Annotated in this window: 13 protein-coding genes; 6 read left to right on the top strand and 7 right to left on the bottom strand. The window is 43.3% G+C overall.

Features of this window, described 5'->3' with window-relative positions:
• Positions 1-32: 32 nt before the first annotated feature.
• Positions 33-491 carry a hypothetical protein gene (locus AC1DCV_RS14305; protein ID WP_441578243.1) on the bottom strand — a complete coding sequence of 153 codons (459 nt, stop codon included), beginning with the start codon at positions 489-491 and terminating at the stop codon, positions 33-35.
• 183 nt (positions 492-674) lie between these two features.
• On the opposite strand from AC1DCV_RS14305, the gene AC1DCV_RS14300 reads away from it, so the two are divergent.
• Together AC1DCV_RS14300 and AC1DCV_RS14295 are read left to right on the top strand one after the other, a co-directional pair.
• Positions 675-1,721 (top strand): COX15/CtaA family protein, encoded by a 1,047-nt coding sequence (locus AC1DCV_RS14300; RefSeq protein WP_477023767.1) that lies wholly within the window; start codon positions 675-677, stop codon positions 1,719-1,721.
• 176 nt (positions 1,722-1,897) lie between these two features.
• Positions 1,898-4,132 carry a patatin-like phospholipase family protein gene (locus AC1DCV_RS14295; RefSeq protein ID WP_477023766.1) on the top strand — a complete coding sequence of 745 codons (2,235 nt, stop codon included), beginning with the start codon at positions 1,898-1,900 and terminating at the stop codon, positions 4,130-4,132.
• A gap of 2 nt (positions 4,133-4,134) precedes the next feature.
• Here AC1DCV_RS14295 and AC1DCV_RS14290 read toward each other — a convergent pair whose 3' ends face one another.
• Positions 4,135-5,136: an alpha/beta fold hydrolase gene (locus AC1DCV_RS14290; protein WP_477023765.1), complete on the bottom strand. Its 1,002-nt coding sequence runs from the start codon at positions 5,134-5,136 to the stop codon at positions 4,135-4,137.
• 262 nt (positions 5,137-5,398) lie between these two features.
• On the opposite strand from AC1DCV_RS14290, the gene typA reads away from it, so the two are divergent.
• Positions 5,399-7,207 carry a translational GTPase TypA gene (gene typA, locus AC1DCV_RS14285; protein WP_331965205.1) on the top strand — a complete coding sequence of 603 codons (1,809 nt, stop codon included), beginning with the start codon at positions 5,399-5,401 and terminating at the stop codon, positions 7,205-7,207.
• 223 nt (positions 7,208-7,430) lie between these two features.
• Here typA and recA read toward each other — a convergent pair whose 3' ends face one another.
• The 5 genes from recA to AC1DCV_RS14260 all read right to left on the bottom strand — a co-directional run bounded on the left by recA (position 7,431) and on the right by AC1DCV_RS14260 (position 12,500).
• Positions 7,431-8,441: a recombinase RecA gene (gene recA / locus AC1DCV_RS14280; protein ID WP_477023764.1), complete on the bottom strand. Its 1,011-nt coding sequence runs from the start codon at positions 8,439-8,441 to the stop codon at positions 7,431-7,433.
• Positions 8,442-9,030: 589 nt separating this feature from the next.
• Positions 9,031-9,726 (bottom strand): hypothetical protein, encoded by a 696-nt coding sequence (locus AC1DCV_RS14275; RefSeq protein WP_441578238.1) that lies wholly within the window; start codon positions 9,724-9,726, stop codon positions 9,031-9,033.
• Positions 9,727-9,737: 11 nt separating this feature from the next.
• Positions 9,738-11,225 (bottom strand): RNA polymerase factor sigma-54, encoded by a 1,488-nt coding sequence (gene rpoN, locus AC1DCV_RS14270; protein ID WP_441578237.1) that lies wholly within the window; start codon positions 11,223-11,225, stop codon positions 9,738-9,740.
• Between the two features lie 148 nt (positions 11,226-11,373).
• Entirely contained in the window at positions 11,374-11,973 is a 600-nt protein-coding gene (locus tag AC1DCV_RS14265; RefSeq protein WP_477023763.1) for a ribonuclease HII, read from the bottom strand.
• A gap of 89 nt (positions 11,974-12,062) precedes the next feature.
• Positions 12,063-12,500: a hypothetical protein gene (locus AC1DCV_RS14260; RefSeq protein WP_477023762.1), complete on the bottom strand. Its 438-nt coding sequence runs from the start codon at positions 12,498-12,500 to the stop codon at positions 12,063-12,065.
• 206 nt (positions 12,501-12,706) lie between these two features.
• Here AC1DCV_RS14260 and AC1DCV_RS14255 point away from each other — a divergent pair, with 206 nt between their 5' ends.
• From AC1DCV_RS14255 to AC1DCV_RS14245, 3 genes are all read left to right on the top strand, one after another.
• Positions 12,707-14,869, top strand: coding sequence for a S46 family peptidase (locus tag AC1DCV_RS14255; RefSeq protein WP_477023761.1), 2,163 nt, complete (start codon positions 12,707-12,709; stop codon positions 14,867-14,869).
• A gap of 162 nt (positions 14,870-15,031) precedes the next feature.
• The gene (locus tag AC1DCV_RS14250) at positions 15,032-16,207 is read left to right on the top strand and encodes a porin (protein WP_477023760.1); all 1,176 of its coding nucleotides are present in this window, start codon (positions 15,032-15,034) and stop codon (positions 16,205-16,207) included.
• A 14-nt stretch (positions 16,208-16,221) separates the two neighbouring features.
• Positions 16,222-17,652 carry an anion permease gene (locus tag AC1DCV_RS14245; RefSeq protein WP_477023759.1) on the top strand — a complete coding sequence of 477 codons (1,431 nt, stop codon included), beginning with the start codon at positions 16,222-16,224 and terminating at the stop codon, positions 17,650-17,652.
• The last annotated feature ends 19 nt before the right edge of the window (positions 17,653-17,671 follow it).

Genomic DNA, 17,671 nt, shown 5'->3' with positions numbered 1-17,671 from the left:
TAGCTTTTTGCTTTCTGCTTTAAGCCTTCTGCTTACTCAATAACAGAAACATTCCTGTTAATGAGTGTCTGAGTTTTTATAGCAATTGCTTTTTCTGCCAGTTTGTTTTTTCCGCTTCTGATTTCGAAAACGTAGTCGCCGTCTTCCAGGGAGGCGAGGTTGTAGCGTGCTTCAAAACGAAGGGTTGCCGGCAGTATTTCGCGGTGCAGCGTGTTATTGAAATTGTCTTTTATGTAAAGTGTTAACTTTTCGTTGCCTGGATTGTCCACAGAAAGTTGAAATAACAGTTGATCTTTTTGTACCTGTATAATGTGAACATTGAAAGATTCAACTGGTGCAACGTTTCCTGGTTTCTCGTTCGCAGTATGTCTGGCTACATTATAAGCAAATGCTTTAGACTGTGCTGCTGCGTGCAAAATTGGAAACAAAATAGTAACAAGTAATAACAATGCTGCTTTGGGTGCTAAAAAAACAAAACGTAAGTGTTTCATGACTTTATTTTTTTATTGTGTTCATCTTTTTTTAATGAGGGCGGTATTAGCTAATACAATGGTGCCTTATATTTTCGATGCAAAGCTCCGATCTGTGGATTAACAGAACATTACGCCTTTGTTAAAATAATGTGAGTATTTAGGGGACTTGTTCGCCATTCATTCCCTATTTTTGCAGCGTTTATGGAAGCAGTTACAATAAAGAATAATCGCCCKGTAGCCATCTGGTTATATATTGGTGTGGGCATGTTGATCGTGCAGGTATTGCTGGGCGGAATTACCCGTTTGACCGGGTCCGGGTTATCCATCACCGAATGGCAGCCGCTGCTAGGCGCATTTCCGCCTATGAATGAAGCCGCATGGGAACGCGCTTTTGAGGGCTATAAAAAAATAGCACAATATCAATACGTAAATAATCACTTTACCTTATCTGACTTTAAGTTTATCTTCTTCTGGGAATGGCTGCACCGCGACTGGGCCCGGTTAATGGGGCTGGTATTTATTGTGCCTTTCATTTATTTTATTATTAAGAAGAAGATCAATAAGAGTATGATCAATCCCATGATCATATTATTTGTGCTGGGCGGTTTGCAGGGATTGATAGGATGGGTGATGGTGATGAGTGGCCTGAACGAAGAAAACTTGTATGTGAACCATATCCGTCTGGCTATCCATTTTATTTCCGCATTGGTGCTGCTGGCCTATGTGTTCTGGTTTGCGCTGAAACTCAGCGTCCGCCCGGTGGAAATATTGGAGGTGCCTGCTTTAAAGAAACTGAATATCTGGTTATTGGTATTATTGGTGATACAGCTGGTATACGGCGCCTTCATGGCAGGACTGCATACGGCACTGGTAGCGAGTACCTGGCCGGATATCAATGGTGCGTGGATACCCGATGGCATGTTTTCACAAGGAGGCTTTGCTACGGATATTGCACATAATCCGATTACCATTCAATTTATACACCGTGGCCTGGCGTATCTGATCACCCTCCTGATTGCTATCTGGTGGTGGAAATCAGCACAAACGCCGACTAACAGTCAGCTGCATACCATCCGCTATTTGCCGTTGTTGCTGGTTTTATTACAGGTGTTGCTCGGCGTACTTACCTTGTTAAACAGCCAGGTTAAAATACCTATCAGCTATGGTATATTGCACCAGGGCGTGGGGATGCTGTTGTTGCTTTCGCTGATATGGACACTTTTTCTCAGTAGAGGAACCACTAAATAAAGTGTAAAGCAGAAGACAAAAAGCAAAAAGCTATTAAGGCGAATGATTAAAGCGAAAGGTTAATAACCTGCTTAGCTCATTCGCCTTAATAGCTTTTTGCTTTTTGTCTTCTGCTTTACGCTTTAAAATCTATTATTCCGTAAATTTTCCGTAGGTTTATTTGTAATAATCGTCTGATGAAGGTGAAGTTATTACTGATAAAAACTTACTATTCTTTCCCTATACAGCTACTGCTCCTGCATTTCAGGAAGTACCAGGTGTTACTTATTTTTTGGGTGATCCTGTTTAGTACCATCAACGGCGGTTTTGCCAAGGTGTTTGGAGGAGATGCATTGTACCTCGCCCCGGAATATCTGGGTAAAGTAAATTTCTACAGCACTACTATATTGGGATTGGCCACAGGCATGTTTATCATGAGCTGGCAAATTACCACTTTCATTCTGCATACCGGCCGGTTTAAATTTCTGGCCACTACTTCCCAGCCGTTTTTCAGGTATTGCCTGAATAATGCGATTATTCCCATGGTATTTATTCTCAGCATGCTTTATCGTGGGTGGGAATACCAACGTTATGAAGAACTGAGCTCTATTCCCGATATCCTGTTGCTGGGAGAAGGGTTTATTTGTGGGGTATTGTTTATTTTCTTTTTCTGCTTTTTTTATTTTTTTAATGCAGATAAAAATATCGGTCGCCGTCTGGAAAAGCGTTTCGGAAATCCCCGGAACTTTTTGCGTATGATCATGAAGCCCACACAGGAGCCTGATGAAAATGCGCTGCCGGTGCATAACTACTTTTCCACGCCCTGGCGTGTACGAAGGGCCAGAAATGTAGATCATTACAACAAGCACTACCTCGACAGTATTCTCAAACAACACCATTTTGCCGCTATGATCACCGTAGGGTGTTCCCTGATTTTCCTGATGATATTGGCCTATATGATGGATTATGATGTATTTCGGATTCCTGCGGGTGGTAGCGTATTGATCTTCTTTGCATTCCTCATTGGAGTAGCAGGGGCCTATTCTTATATGTTGCAAACCTGGTCTATTCCTATTTTGCTGGTGATGCTGTTTGGCCTCAACTGGATGGTGGAACATAACTGGGTAGATAACCGTAACAAGGCCTATGGCCTTAACTACCGGCAAAAGAAGGAGCGCCCGGAATATAGTGTGTCTGCATTGCAACAGTTTTTTACCAGGGAAAAATATGAAGCGGATAAGAAACAAACCATCGAAATTTTAGATAAGTGGAGAAAGAAATTTCCGGCCAATAAAAAGCCACAACTGATCGTCATGAATTTCAGTGGTGGTGGTAGCCGCTCTGCTACCTGGAGTGTAAATGTGATGCAGCGGTTGGACAGCTTGTTACATGGTCGCTTAATGGAACATACAGTGCTGATGACAGGCGCTTCCGGCGGCATGCTGGGCGCCAGCTACTTCCGGGAGTTGTATTATGAACAGCAACAGGGAAAGCCCATCCGTCTTACCAATCCAATTTATGCTGAGAAGGTATCAAGAGATTTGCTTAATTCTGTTTTCACCGCCTTAGCCGTAAATGATTTTATTACCCCCTGGAGGAGTTTCAACATAGGCAAAAACCAATATGCGAAAGATAGAGGCTATGCTTTTGAAATGCAGCTGAATGAGCACACCGATAGTGCATTAGATAAAACCCTGAAGGACTACCGGCAGCCGGAAGCCAATGCAGAAATTCCGATGTTGATATGGAATGCCACTATCAACGCGGATGGGCGCCGCTTAATGATTTCACCACTGCCGATCAGTTATTTGTGTAGCCCGCAATACCTGTATCCAACACGACAGGTAAGAGATATAGACGGGGTGGATTTCGCACAGTATTTTGCAGCACAGGATGCTATGGATCTGCGGGTGACCAGTGCTATCCGTATGTGTGCTACTTTCCCTTATGTATTGCCTAATGCGTTTCTGCCCAGCACTCCTATTGTAGATGTAATGGACGCAGGAATTCGGGATAATTTCGGTCAACAAACCACCTTGCGCTATCTCTATACTTTTAATAAGTGGATCAACGAAAACACCAGCGGGGTAGTGTATATACAGATCCGCGATACGCGCAAGAACGATATTTCCCCGATCAAAAAAACGAAGGATCTCAGCGACTTACTGTTTGAGCCGCTATTTACTATGCAGCAGCACTGGAGCGCTATGCAGGATTTTGACCAGGATGATTTGTTGAATTATATGGAAGGATATTTCCCCGACAAGTTTCATCGGGTTATTTTCCAGTACGTACCGCAAAAGCAGGATAAGGCAGCCGCTTTATCGTGGCATCTGACTTCCCGCGAAAAGCTGGACATCGCCCATGCGCTTGACAATCCCGCTAATCAGAGTGCCCTGGAATATGTGGTGAAGCTGTTGGAAGAGCAGTAAGTCTATTCCTGCAAAAACTTCAGCAGGGGAGCGATGAAGTGCGCATATGCTTCAATGTGGGGAATATGTCCTACACCTTGAATAGGTACCAGTGTTGCATGGGGGATTTTTTTGGCTGCATTATTCCCCAATTCCGGATAGTTCCCCATGGTTTTACGTACATCTTCCGGCACATTGGCTTTGCCCAATGCGGTTCGGTCACGTTGTCCGATGATCAGGAGGGTAGGAGCTTGTATATTTTCGAATTCGTATAATACAGGTTGCGTAAAAATCATGTCGTAGGTAAGCGCTGAATTCCAGGCTACCACGGAGTAATCAGGGTTGCTGGTCCAGCTGGCCTGGAGTTGGGCCCATTTATCGTATGCGGGCGACCACTTACCGGCATAGTAGCTGTCCATCATATATTGTTTGATTTTTTCGTAGTTCTGTTGTAGTTCTGCTTTGTACCATTTATCTACTGACTGATACGGCACTTTTATTTTCCAGTCTTCCAATCCAATAGGATTTTCCAGGATGAGTTTCTCCGTTACTTCCGGATACATCAGGGCGAAGCGTGCGGCTAGCATGCCTCCCATGGAGTGTCCAAGTATGGCGGTTTTGCTGATGTGTAGGGTGTCCAGTAGGGCTTTGGTATTTTGAGCCAATTGTTGAAAGGAATATTGCAGATGTGCGGGCTTGGAAGATTTACCAAAACCGACCTGATCCGGTATAATTACACGGTAGCCATTATTGCTGAGATCGGCAGCGGTGGTATCCCAATAGGCGCCGCAGAAGTTTTTGCCGTGCAGGAGTACAATGGTTTTACCGTTGGGCCTGGAAGGTTGTACATCCATATAGGCCATCTGTAGGGGTTGGCCCTGTATCTGGATTTTTAGAAAGTGTACGGGGAAAGGGTATTTATATTGTGACAGGGTGATATCCTGGGCTGGTATTTGTTGTGCTTGTATTGGGTTATAAATGAGTGGGAGACAGGCTATGGCCAGCAGGTATAATTTCTTCATCATAAAAGTCGATTATGCCGTTAAAACGCAGTGGGGGGATCAAAATTAACGCCACAAAACTAATTGGTTACCATATTTGCTTATAATTAATTGTAAATCAATGGTTGTCAGTATGTTGCAACACGGATCTGCGGCGTGACTAAATGATTACATTTATTTAAAACGTGTTTCCTTCATTCTCGCTAGGTTTTCGTACCTTTGCGCCTTCTTTTTGTAGCTATTAGCGTAAATTTTGTTAATGGCTGATAGCTAAAGACTTAAGTATATGAACATTCGTAATATCGCAATTATTGCACACGTAGACCATGGTAAAACTACTTTGGTTGACAAAATCCTTCATCAGGCTAATGTATTCCGGGCTAACCAGGAATCAGGAGAACTGATCATGGATAGTAACGATCTTGAAAGAGAACGTGGTATCACCATCTTCAGTAAGAACGCTTCTATTGAATACAAGGGAACCAAAATCAATGTGATCGATACTCCAGGCCACGCCGACTTCGGTGGTGAAGTGGAAAGAGTATTGAAAATGGCTGATGGTGTTATCTTGTTGGTGGATGCTTTTGAAGGACCTATGCCGCAGACACGTTTTGTGTTGCAGAAGGCTTTACAGCTGAATCTGAAACCTATTGTTGTTATCAACAAGGTAGATAAAGCTAACTGTCGTCCTGATGAAGTACACGATGCTGTGTTTGAATTGTTCTTTAACCTGGACGCTACAGAAGATCAACTGAACTTCCCGACATTTTATGGCTCTGGTAAGAATGGCTGGTTCAACAGTTCATTAGAACAGAGTGAAGATATTTCCCCGTTGATGGATGGTATCCTGCAGTATGTGCCGGAACCTAAAACTCCAGAAGGCAATCTGCAGATGCAGATCACTTCCCTGGATTACTCTTCTTTCCTTGGCCGTATTGCCGTAGGTAAAGTAGCACGTGCTTCCATCGAAGAAGGTCAGTGGATTACTTTAATGCAGACAGATGGTACCAGCAAAAAGCAGAAAGTGCGTGAGCTGTACATATTTGAAGCGTTAGGTAAAAGAAAAGTAACTAAAGTATTCGCCGGCGATATTTGCGCAGTAGTTGGTATTGAAGGTTTCAACATTGGTGATACTATCGCTGATGCGGAAGAACCAGAAGCATTGCCAATTATCAGTGTAGATGAACCTACCATGAACATGTTGTTTGGTATTAACAACTCTCCGTTCTTTGGTAAAGATGGTAAGTTTGTTACTTCCCGTCATCTGCGTGATCGCTTAATGAAAGAAACTGAAAAGAACCTGGCACTGCGTGTAATGGATTCTGACAGTGCTGATAGCTTCATGGTTTATGGTCGTGGTATCCTGCACTTAGGTGTATTGATTGAGACCATGCGTCGTGAAGGTTATGAGTTAACTGTTGGTCAGCCACAGGTAATCGTTAAACACGTAGATGGTAAAAAATGCGAACCGTACGAAACCTTGGTGGTAGACGTTCCGCAGGATTTTGCCAGCAAGGTAATTGATCTGGTAACTCGTCGTAAAGGTGAGATGCTGATCATGGAAACCAAGGGTGAAATGCAACACCTGGAATTTGAAATTCCTTCCCGTGGTTTGATTGGTCTGCGTACACAAATGCTTACTGCAACTGCAGGTGAGGCTGTAATGGCGCACAGATTTAATGACTATAAAGCATGGAAAGGTGCTATCCCAGGCCGTAACAACGGTGTGCTGATCGCGAAAGAAGCTGGTACTACTACCGGTTACTCTCTGGATAAGCTGCAGGATAGAGGATCTTTCTTCGTTGATCCAGGAGAAGAAGTGTATAAGGGTATGATCATTGGCGAAACCAACAAACCAGGTGACCTGGTGGTGAATCCAAACGAAGGAAAGAAACTGACCAACATGCGTGCGAGCGGAACTGATGGTGCGGCTAACATTGCGCCTAAAATTCTGATGACACTGGAAGAATGTATGGAGTATATCCAGCATGATGAGTGTATTGAAGTTACACCAAACTTCATCCGTATGCGTAAGGTTATCCTGGATGAGGAAGAACGTAAGAGAACAGCTAAGAGCATGAAAGCGGAAGCTTAATTGCCTTTGTAAGATAACTAGTGAAAAAAGGAAAACCCGCTCCGATTACCGGAGCGGGTTTTCCTTTTTCGGGGTTAAGGGTCAAAAAAATCCCCGCCCAGGACAAGGCAGGGATGTGCATACTAACCCAATGCTTACTAAAACTAAAACTAACTTCTATATATATCTTATAAATAGTAAGATCTAATTCAATTCTTTAGCAACTTTCAAAAAGCGACTCTCATTAAGCAGCATCCTGCTTTTCCTGAATCTTCACTTTAATCTTCGCTTCAATTTCTGTTGCCAGTTCAGGGTTGTCGTTCAGCAGTTGTTTCACTGCATCACGGCCCTGACCTAATTTATTGGTATCATAGCTGAACCAGCTACCACTTTTCTGAATAACACCATATTCAACACCCATGTCAATGATCTCCCCCATTTTAGAAACACCCTGACCATAAATGATATCGAATTCTGCCTGGCGGAATGGAGGTGCTACTTTATTCTTCACCACTTTCACTTTCACACGGTTACCAATTGCTTCGTCACCGTCTTTTATCTGACTCATACGGCGTATATCCAGTCTTACTGATGCGTAGAATTTCAACGCATTACCACCGGTGGTCGTTTCAGGATTACCAAACATAACACCTATCTTTTCACGTAACTGGTTAATGAATATGCAGCAACAATTTGTTTTTGAAATGGTGGCTGTCAATTTACGCAGTGCCTGTGACATCAAACGGGCTTGTAATCCCATTTTGCTTTCACCCATTTCACCTTCCAGTTCACTCTTTGGTACCAGGGCGGCAACGGAGTCAATTACTACTACGTCTACTGCTCCGGAAAGAATCAGACGATCTGCTATTTCCAGTGCCTGTTCACCATGATCCGGTTGAGATATTAACAGGGAATCTACGTCAACTCCCAGTCTTTTTGCATAGCTGCTGTCAAAAGCATGCTCCGCATCTATAATGGCACATATGCCACCTTTTTTCTGTGCTTCGGCAATCGTATGTATGGCAATTGTTGTTTTACCAGAAGACTCAGGTCCATATATCTCAACAATTCTTCCTTTTGGTAAACCACCAATTCCAAGCGCAATATCAAGACCCAGGGAACCCGTAGAGATAACCTCCATTGGCGCTTCCGCTTTTTCTCCCATCATCATCACAGATCCCTTACCGAAATCTTTCTCAATCTTGTCCATTGTGAGGCGCAAGGCCTTCAGTTTTTCTGCATTGGCTGTAGACATATCATTAATGTTTTTACAAATTTAAAAGATAGCTGATCACAATTAGAAAGCATGTTAATTGGATTGCTAAGTTATGATCTAATTTTTTATTTTCCTAAAATTTTTAGCAATTTCTTTCAAATGCTAAATAAACTAGTATTCTCTTCCGGGTTGTTATTTTTACTCCAATCTATTACTTACATCCTGATTCTCAAAAGCTTAAAAGGGTTAATCCCTAATGGCATAACAAAGATGCTAACCCATTACGCATTGAATGTGCGTAATAACAAACACGTCAAAAAAAATTGCAGATCTGCAAAAAGGAGAATTCTACTGCATTTTTAAAAAGCGTAGTTATACTCTTGAGTATCATCAGAGAATGTTTGACTTTTGTATTGTCAAGTTTAGTTGTTGAAGTTAATCCCCTACTGTTTGTTAAAGTTGTTTGTTAGCCTGCCTTGTGGCCTTGCATCCAATGTGTGTAAAAGATAGGTGAAGTGGTCCAGGTTAAACCCCAAAAAGTTTTTTATCGCCATTCTATATTCTGTTCTCCCTGTTCCCTGTATGGCTATTACCAGCAGGGAAGAGGGAATAGAATGGTGATTTATACTTATTTTACTAATATCCAGCAGGACGCCAGCTGGGAAACAATACCAATCAGGAAACCAATATAAATTTCACGTGGTGTATGCGCTTCCAGCACCATACGGGCAGTAGCCACTATTCCCGCTACAAAAAAAGTAATCAGCAGGGGCACAGACACATTCATATGCATACCCCACATCAATGACAATAAAAATCCGATCACACCTCCCCAGCCTACTGTATGCATGCTGGTCTTGATAAAATTATTAGATATAAAAGAAATGGAAATACTCAGGAAAACGCCCAGGAAAAAGGCGGTGTAGAACTTTGGCGCCCGGCCTTCCTGCAAAAAAGTATAAAAAGCCCAGAAATAATAGGTGATCATCGCCACATAAGGAATGATCCGGTCCCGCTGGGTCTTCATATATATAGAAGAAACAAATTTCAATGCTTTGGCCAGCAACATCGTCAGCACCGGAAATCCTATACTGATAATAGCTACCCTGAAATAAAGCATGTCAAAAGCAAAACGTTTGCTTAATGACTTAAACGCCACCATATATTCAGGGATAGATTGTAGCACCAAAAAAGTTACCAGCAGCGGAATGAACAGCGGATGAGTAAGATAGGAAATGATTTGTGCCAGTGATCTCATCACAGGTGAAAACTCCGGCGCTGCATGTAAATTTCCGTTCCGGTCTAAAACAGCTTGTTCTTGCATGGTATGGTTTCTTATAATTCTTTACGTAAACGGGCTACCGGTATATTCAGCTGTTCCCTGTATTTGGCCACCGTACGGCGGGCAATATTGTATCCTTTATCCTGCAACATCTTCGTCAGATTTTCATCACTCAGCGGCTTACGCTTATTCTCTGCCTCTATAAGATCCGATAAAATCTTCTTCACCTCCCGGGTAGATACTTCTTCTCCACTGTCGGTAGACAGTGACTCAGAGAAGAAAAACTTCAGTTTAAAGGTACCAAACTCGGTTTGTACATATTTACTGTTCGCCACACGGCTTACGGTAGAAATATCCAGCTGTGTACGATCCGCGATATCTTTCAGGATCATAGGCTTCATCGTGGTTTCATCTCCCGTAAGAAAAAATTCGCGCTGATAATCCATGATAGATTCCATGGTAGACAGCAAAGTATGTTGCCGTTGCTTAATGGCGTCTATAAACCATTTTGCTGCATCAATTTTTTGCTTAATAAATAATACCGCTTCTTTCTGACGTTTATCCTTTTTATCACCACGGTCATATTCTTTCAGCATTTCCCGGTAACCACCGGAAATACGCAGATCCGGCGCATTGCGTGAATTCAGCGTCAGCTCCAGTTTGCCAGCATTATTCAATATAAAGAAGTCTGGCAACACATAGCTTTCTGCTTTGTTGAGTGTGGCAAAGTTGCCACCCGGTTTCGGCGTTAGCTTAATAATCTGTGTGATGGCTTCTTTCAGGCCTTCGTCTGTAAGACCCAGCGCCTTTTGTATCTTCTCGTAGTGCTTCTTGGTAAATTCATCAAAGTAATTCTCCAGGATCAGATAAGCGTTATGTACGCCGGGATCATCCTGTACTTTGCGTTTTAACTGCAGCAGTAAACACTCTTTCAGGTCAGTAGCGCATACTCCTGCAGGATCAAAGTCCTGTATCTTTTTGATCAGGGTATTAATTTCTTCCTCTGTGGTGTCAATGTTCTGGGAAAAGGAGAGGTCATCTACCATAGAGCTGATTTCCCTGCGCAGATATCCGTCATCATCAATGCTACCTATTATATGTTCGGCAATAGCATTCTGGTGGTCGTCCAGTTCCAGCATGCCCAGCTGACTTAACAAGTGCTCATGGAAGGAAGTCTCCACCCGGATAGGGATGGTTTTATTGCTTTCATCAGGGTCAGGATAATTATCATCCCGCAGCTTGTAATCTGCCACATCATCATCTCCCTCACTTACGTATTCAGAAATATCTATGTTGTCGTATTCGTTTTCACTACCGTCTGGTTCAAATTCATCCTCTTCAGCAGGTGTTTCAAATTCTTCCTGTTCCTTGAACTCATCTTCACCGGCTTCTTCACCGTATTCCAATGCCGGATTCTCTTCCAGTTCCTCTTTAATCCTTTCTTCCAGGTTGACAGTAGGTACCTGCAGCAATTTCATGAGCTGAATTTGCTGTGGTGAAAGCTTCTGTAATAACTTTTGCTGTTGTGTCTGCTTTAACATAATTGTTCCCCAGAGGGCAAAATTAATAAGTATAAGGTTAACTAAGCAGTTAGCCTTTAGCTTTTAGCGTTTAGGAAATGCAGCGAAGATAATAATATGTTGATCTTCGCTGCATTTCCTAAAAGTTGAAAGTTAAAGCCTAATAGCTCTACAGGTCTAATTCCAATTGTTCCGGCAACAGTCGGAATGTTTTCCGGTGGTAAGGCGTATCGCCAAACTCCCGTATCGCATTACGGTGTTGCTTTGTAGGGTAACCTTTATTCACATTCCATCCAAAATGAGGATAAGTAGCATGTAACTGCTGCATATATTCATCCCGATAGGTTTTTGCCAGAATGGAAGCCGCTGCAATGGAAGCATATATACCGTCGCCCTGTATAATACAGGCGTGTGGTGTATTGCCGTATGCGTAAAAACGGTTACCATCTACCAGTATGAACTCCGGTTGCTGCTGTAGCTTTTCCAATGCCAGATGCATGGCCTTGAAAGAAGCTTTCAGTATATTTATCTTGTCTATTTCTACATTATCCACACTCGCCACGGCATAGCAAATTGCTTTTTTCTCTATTACTATCCGTAGTTTATCCCGGTCAGCTGGCTTCATCTGTTTCGAATCATTCAGCAATGGGTGCCTGAATTTCTTGGGCAGAATAACTGCTGCCGCAAACACAGGACCCGCCAGGCATCCTCTTCCGGCTTCATCGCAGCCGGCTTCTGTTAATAATTCCTGATGATAAGAAAGTAGCAAATCCTAATATATTAAGCCGGGTAAAATTACAAGATTAATGTACAAGGAACAAGGATTGTGGAATTTTGAAGCGATACCGCAGTATTCTCTTAATCCTTCTTAAACAGATCTTTGAAATCCTGTTTAAAGTCTGTCCACTCTTTATCAGATTTTTTCATCAGCTGATCAGCGGCTGCCCGGGTACTGTCCCAGGTTTGTGCGCTGCTGCTTTTTACGTCTTCCAGCTTTTTATTCATCTGCACTTTCAATGCTTCCAGTTTTTTACGGGCAGCCACACTTTTTTCATCTCCATCTTTCTTTAGCTCTATGGTGGTCTGGTCTATTTCTTTAATTCTTTCGCGGATGGCATCTTCGGCCTGTTTCTTTTGCTCGGATAAATAATCACCCGTATTGCTGGCGGCAGATTTTAAATCTTCACCGGCTTTCTGCAAATTGTCTTTTACGTCTTCCTTTTTTTCCTGCTGAGTACTGCTCTCATTGCAGGCGAAGAACGCGGCAATGCCTATTATTAAAAATATTTTTTTCATGCTTCTACAGTTTTTTTCAATTTAGTAAAATATTGGCATAGCCATCCGGCTGTACCCCCTTATCAAAACATATTCCAGTTTTCCTGTTTACCCCGGAATCACATAAAAATAATTATCACATAAAGGCGCCACTAATCCTTATACCTGCGCCCGGTAACGAAAAAATAGCTAGGTTTGAGGTCCTTAAAAACAAAACCTGACTTAATATGAGAAAAAAATTACTGGTTTTGCTCTTATTGCTTAGCGTAAGTATCAAATGGGCTAAAGCAGATGAGGGCATGTGGCTACCTTATTTACTGGGGCAGCAAACGTACAACGACATGGTGAAGAAGGGATTGAAGCTGACCAAAGAACAATTGTACAGTATCAACAAGGCCTCCCTGAAAGATGCCATCGTTATTTTTGGTGGTGGCTGCACAGGCGAAATTGTAAGTAACGAAGGCCTCATCTTTACCAATCACCACTGTGGCTATGGCGCTATAGCCTCCGCCAGCTCTGTAGAACACAACTACCTGAAAAACGGGTTCTATGCAAAAAATAAGCAGGAAGAAATAACTTCTTCCCAGTTGTCCGTACAATTCCTCGTAAAAGTGGAAGATGTAACCAAACAGGTGGAAGAAGCCCTGAAAGGTTTAGACGGCGCTGAAAGAGCTAAGAAAGAACAACAGATATATGGCGAAGTAATCGCCAAAGCCATTGCCAATACCGGCTACGAAGCGAAAGTAGTACCGATGTTCAAAGGCAACCAATACCTGATGTTTGTATACGAGCGCTATAAAGATATCCGCCTGGTAGGAGCTCCTCCTGAAAGCGTTGGTAAATTTGGTGGTGATACAGATAACTGGGAATGGCCCCGTCATACCGGCGATTTCTCTATTTTTCGTGTTTATACCGGTAAAGATGGTAAACCAGCACCATATGCTGCTGACAATGTGCCCATGAAACCTAAGCACTTCCTGCCGATATCCCTCAAAGGTGTGAAGGAAAATGATTACGCCATGATCTTTGGTTACCCTGGTGGTACCAACCGTTATGAAACTTCTTACGGTGTTCAGTTGAAAACAACTGTAGAAAACCCTTTCCTGGTTAACCTGAGAGATGTAAGACTGAAAGCGATGTTTGAGCAAATGAAGAAAGACCCTGCAGTAAAACTGCAGTTGGCTTCTTCTTATGCCGGTATCGCCAACTACTGGAAATTCTTTGATGGCGAAACCAAACAGCTGGAAAAACACGGTGTACTGGCCGACAAACAAAAACAGGAAGCTGCTTTTGCTAAATGGGCACAGGATAAGCCGGAATTCTCCGGCATCCTGCGTGATTATGAAGCCGCATATAAAGCATGGACGCCATACGCCAAACAACGCGTTTACCTGAACGAAGGTATCCTCGGTTCTCCGGTAGCAGCTTTTGCCGCTTCTTTAATGGGCGTGGAAAAAGCACTGGTAACAGCAGGCGCCCCTAAAGATGCGGTGAAACAGGCAGTAGAAGCGGCTGATAAAGCACGTACTACTTTCCTGGAAGGCGAAAATAAACCCAGCGATCAGAAAATTCTCGCAGCTACCTGTCATATGTATTACACAGACATCTCTAAAGATCAGCAACCCGTTGGTTTTTATGATGCACTGAAAGCAAAATACGGTAGCCTCGATGAAGACAATACCTACCGCACCTGGGCTGCAGCATTAATGAATAACACCTTCATTTTTGACGACGCTAAATGGAAAGCATTTGTGTCTAATCCTGATGCAGTAACCCTGCAGAGTGACCCGGCATTTGCTTACGCCAGCACATTTATCAAAAACTATGTAGGTAAATATCTTCCATTATACACCCAGTTTAATGCGAAGAATACCGATCTGGGCCGCGCTTACCTGAAAGGTGTAATGCAGATGACGCCTAACGCCAACAGATATCCTGACGCTAACTTTACGATGCGCTTGTCTTACGGCCAGGTAAAACCATACTCTCCACGTGATGCGGTACATTACGATTATGTAACTACCATGAAAGGGGTGATCGAGAAATATGTACCAGGTGATTATGAATTTGATCTGCCTGCAAACTATGTGGATCTGTACAATAAAAAAGACTTCGGTCAGTATAAAGATGCTAAACGCAATGACATTGTAGTGGGTTTCATCACCACCAACGATATCACCGGAGGTAACTCCGGATCTCCTGTTATCAATGCAAACGGAGAATTGATTGGTCTGGCTTTCGATGGTAACTACGAAGCATTGAGCCATAAAATTCAGTTCGACTCCGAATACAATCGTACTATCTGTGTAGATGTACGTTATGTATTATGGTGCATCGAAAAACTAGGTGGCGCAAAAAATATTATCAGTGAGTTGAAACTGGTGAAATAAGAGCGTAAAGCAGAAGGCATAAAGCAAAAAGCTATTGTGCAGAAGATTAAAGCGTAGATCATTCGCTGATATCTTCTGCACAATAGCTTTTTGCTTTATGCCTTCTGCCTTCTGCTGAACCTTTTTTAATATAGGGTTGTTATCCCGGTATAACAACCGTGCATGCATAAACGAATTTTACGCTTTGCCGCTTTAATACTGCTCTGTTGCATTACCGGCAACACTTATGCCTGGCAATCTGCCGCTGCAAAGCAGGATAGTGCTGCGAGGGACTCTTCTGTACAGAAGGTAACAGGTTTTATCAAGAAGATTTCCTTTGGTGGGGTTTTCCAGGCCAGGTATACCGGCTCATTGACGAAAGAAGTGGATGTAAATGGTGTACATCAACCCGATGCCGAAGAAGTTGTGCGGAATAGCTTTAGCATAAAACGTGCACGTTTACAGGCAAAAGCCCAGGTGAGCGATCGTTTCACCGCAGCAGTACTGATAAACCTCGCGGAATTTTCCGGCGATACAAAAGGGAAGGTATTGGAAAATGCGTACGTCTCTTACCGTTGGAATGATGCGCTCAACTTCACCATCGGCCAGTTCAGACCTTCCTTTGGTTTGGAAGACCTCTATCCGGTAGATATTATTCAATCCATGGATTTCTCCAATCAGTATTATGCTTTTGGAAGCAACGGCTGGCAGAGTTTCCAGATAGGCGTTTCCATGTTTGGCGCCTTTAATAAAGACAGCAAGGTGCCCATGAAATATGCCCTCTCTGTGGTGAATGGTAATAACCGCAACCAGGCATCAGATAATGATAATGGCAAACTGGGCACTGCCCGACTTGAGTTCGGGGATATGAACAAATTATCGCTGGGACTGAACGGTGGCTACGGTGCGGTGAAGAAACAAAGCGTTTATGCGTTGGGGATAGATGTGAGCGGCGTCATTCCTTTGGCGCCTAAATGGGACCTGCAGTTGCAATCGGAATACAAGCAAGGCAATAATCATCAGCTGTATTATGCCATACCAGACAGTTTGCGTAAAGGATCGGTGGGTAATTATATCATGAATGGGATATATGTACTCCCCAATTTCCGCTATAAAATTAATTACCACAAACTAACCTCCATAGAGTTTTCTATGCGGTATGAATATTTTAATGAAGATGAGAAACATACCGGAAATGTACGCCAGTCTTATATCCCCATGGTGAGCCTGGCTTTCCTGAAAGACTATGGAGGCCGCGTACAGTTAGGTATGCAGATCGATCAATACAACAAAGATATTCCGGGAACTAAAACACATAACAGCAATCTATTGATTGCGCAGGTACAATGTAGATTTTAATAAAGGCTATCTATATGAAAGAGATTAAGTATCCGCAACTGTTAATTACACTGGCTTTGGGTCTGCTGATCTGGTTTATTCCGGCTCCGGAAGGAGTGAAGCCGGAAGCCTGGCATCTGCTGGCTATTTTCCTGGCTACTATTGCCGGTATTATTATGAAAGCTGCCAGTATGGGCACGATGTCGATGATTGCCATTACACTGGTTGCGCTTACCGGCGTGCTGGCTCCGGGAGATCCGGCTAAATCCATTGCACTGGCGCTCAGCAGTTTTGGTGATAAAGTAATATGGCTCATTGGTATTTCTTTTTTCATAGCCCGTGGGTTTATTAAAACGGGGTTGGGTAAACGAATCGCCTACCTTTTTATCCGGGTGTTTGGCCGCAGCTCACTGGGGCTGGCTTATGGACTTGGTTTGGCCGACTTGGTGCTGGCGCCGGCGGTGCCCAGCAATACCGCCAGGGGTGGAGGGATTATTTATCCCATTATGAAGTCCATGGCCATGAACTTTGGTTCTATGCCAGACGATCCTGCTACACATCGTAAACTGGGTGGGTATCTCACATTGAACAGTTATAACATGAACCTTATTACTTCTTCGATGTTTTTAACAGGTACCGCCAGCAATCCGATGTGTCAGAAGTTTGCGAAAAATCTGGGAATTGATATTTCGTGGATGTCGTGGTTTACAGCGGCAATAGTGCCGGCCATCGTGTCCATTATTGCGGTGCCGTGGATCCTGTATAAGATATATCCGCCCGAGCTGAAATCCACGGGGGATGCGCCTGCCATGGCGTCTGAGAAGTTGAAGGAAATGGGACCGGTACAGAAAAATGAATGGCTGATGCTACTGGCATTTTTCCTTCTTTTATTCCTGTGGATTACCGGGGATTTGTTTGGGATAGATGCTACCACTACGGCGTTAATAGGATTGGTATTCCTGCTTATTTCACAGGTATTGACCTGGGAAGATGTGAAATCAGAAAAGGGCGCCTGGGATACGATCGTATGGTTTTCTGCGCTGGTAATGATGGCTAGCTTTCTGAATACGCTGGGTTTTATTCCCTGGTTCAGTGATCTGATCAAGCAGCAGGTAGGAGGTATGAAATGGACGATCGCTTTTCCCATTATTGTGCTGGTATATTTTTATAGTCATTACATTTTTGCCAGTGCTACCGCGCATGTGGCGGCTATGTATTCGGCTTTCCTGGGAGTAGGTATTTCGGTGGGCATACCGGGCACATTGCTGGCGCTGGTACTGGGTTTCTGTGGTGGCATATTTGGTACACTTACGCATTATGGTCATGGACCGGCACCGGTATTTTTTGGGAGCACTTATGTAGATCTGAAAGACTGGTGGAAATGCGGGTTTGTGTTAAGTATTGCATTGATCATCATCTGGATGGGCCTTGGTGGGGTGTGGTGGAAGGTATTGGGCATCTGGTAACGTATCGCTAAAAATATTT

The sequence above is a fragment of the Chitinophaga sp. 10T418 genome, from assembly GCF_056394125.1.
This window is presented reverse-complemented; position numbering and strand designations above follow the sequence as displayed.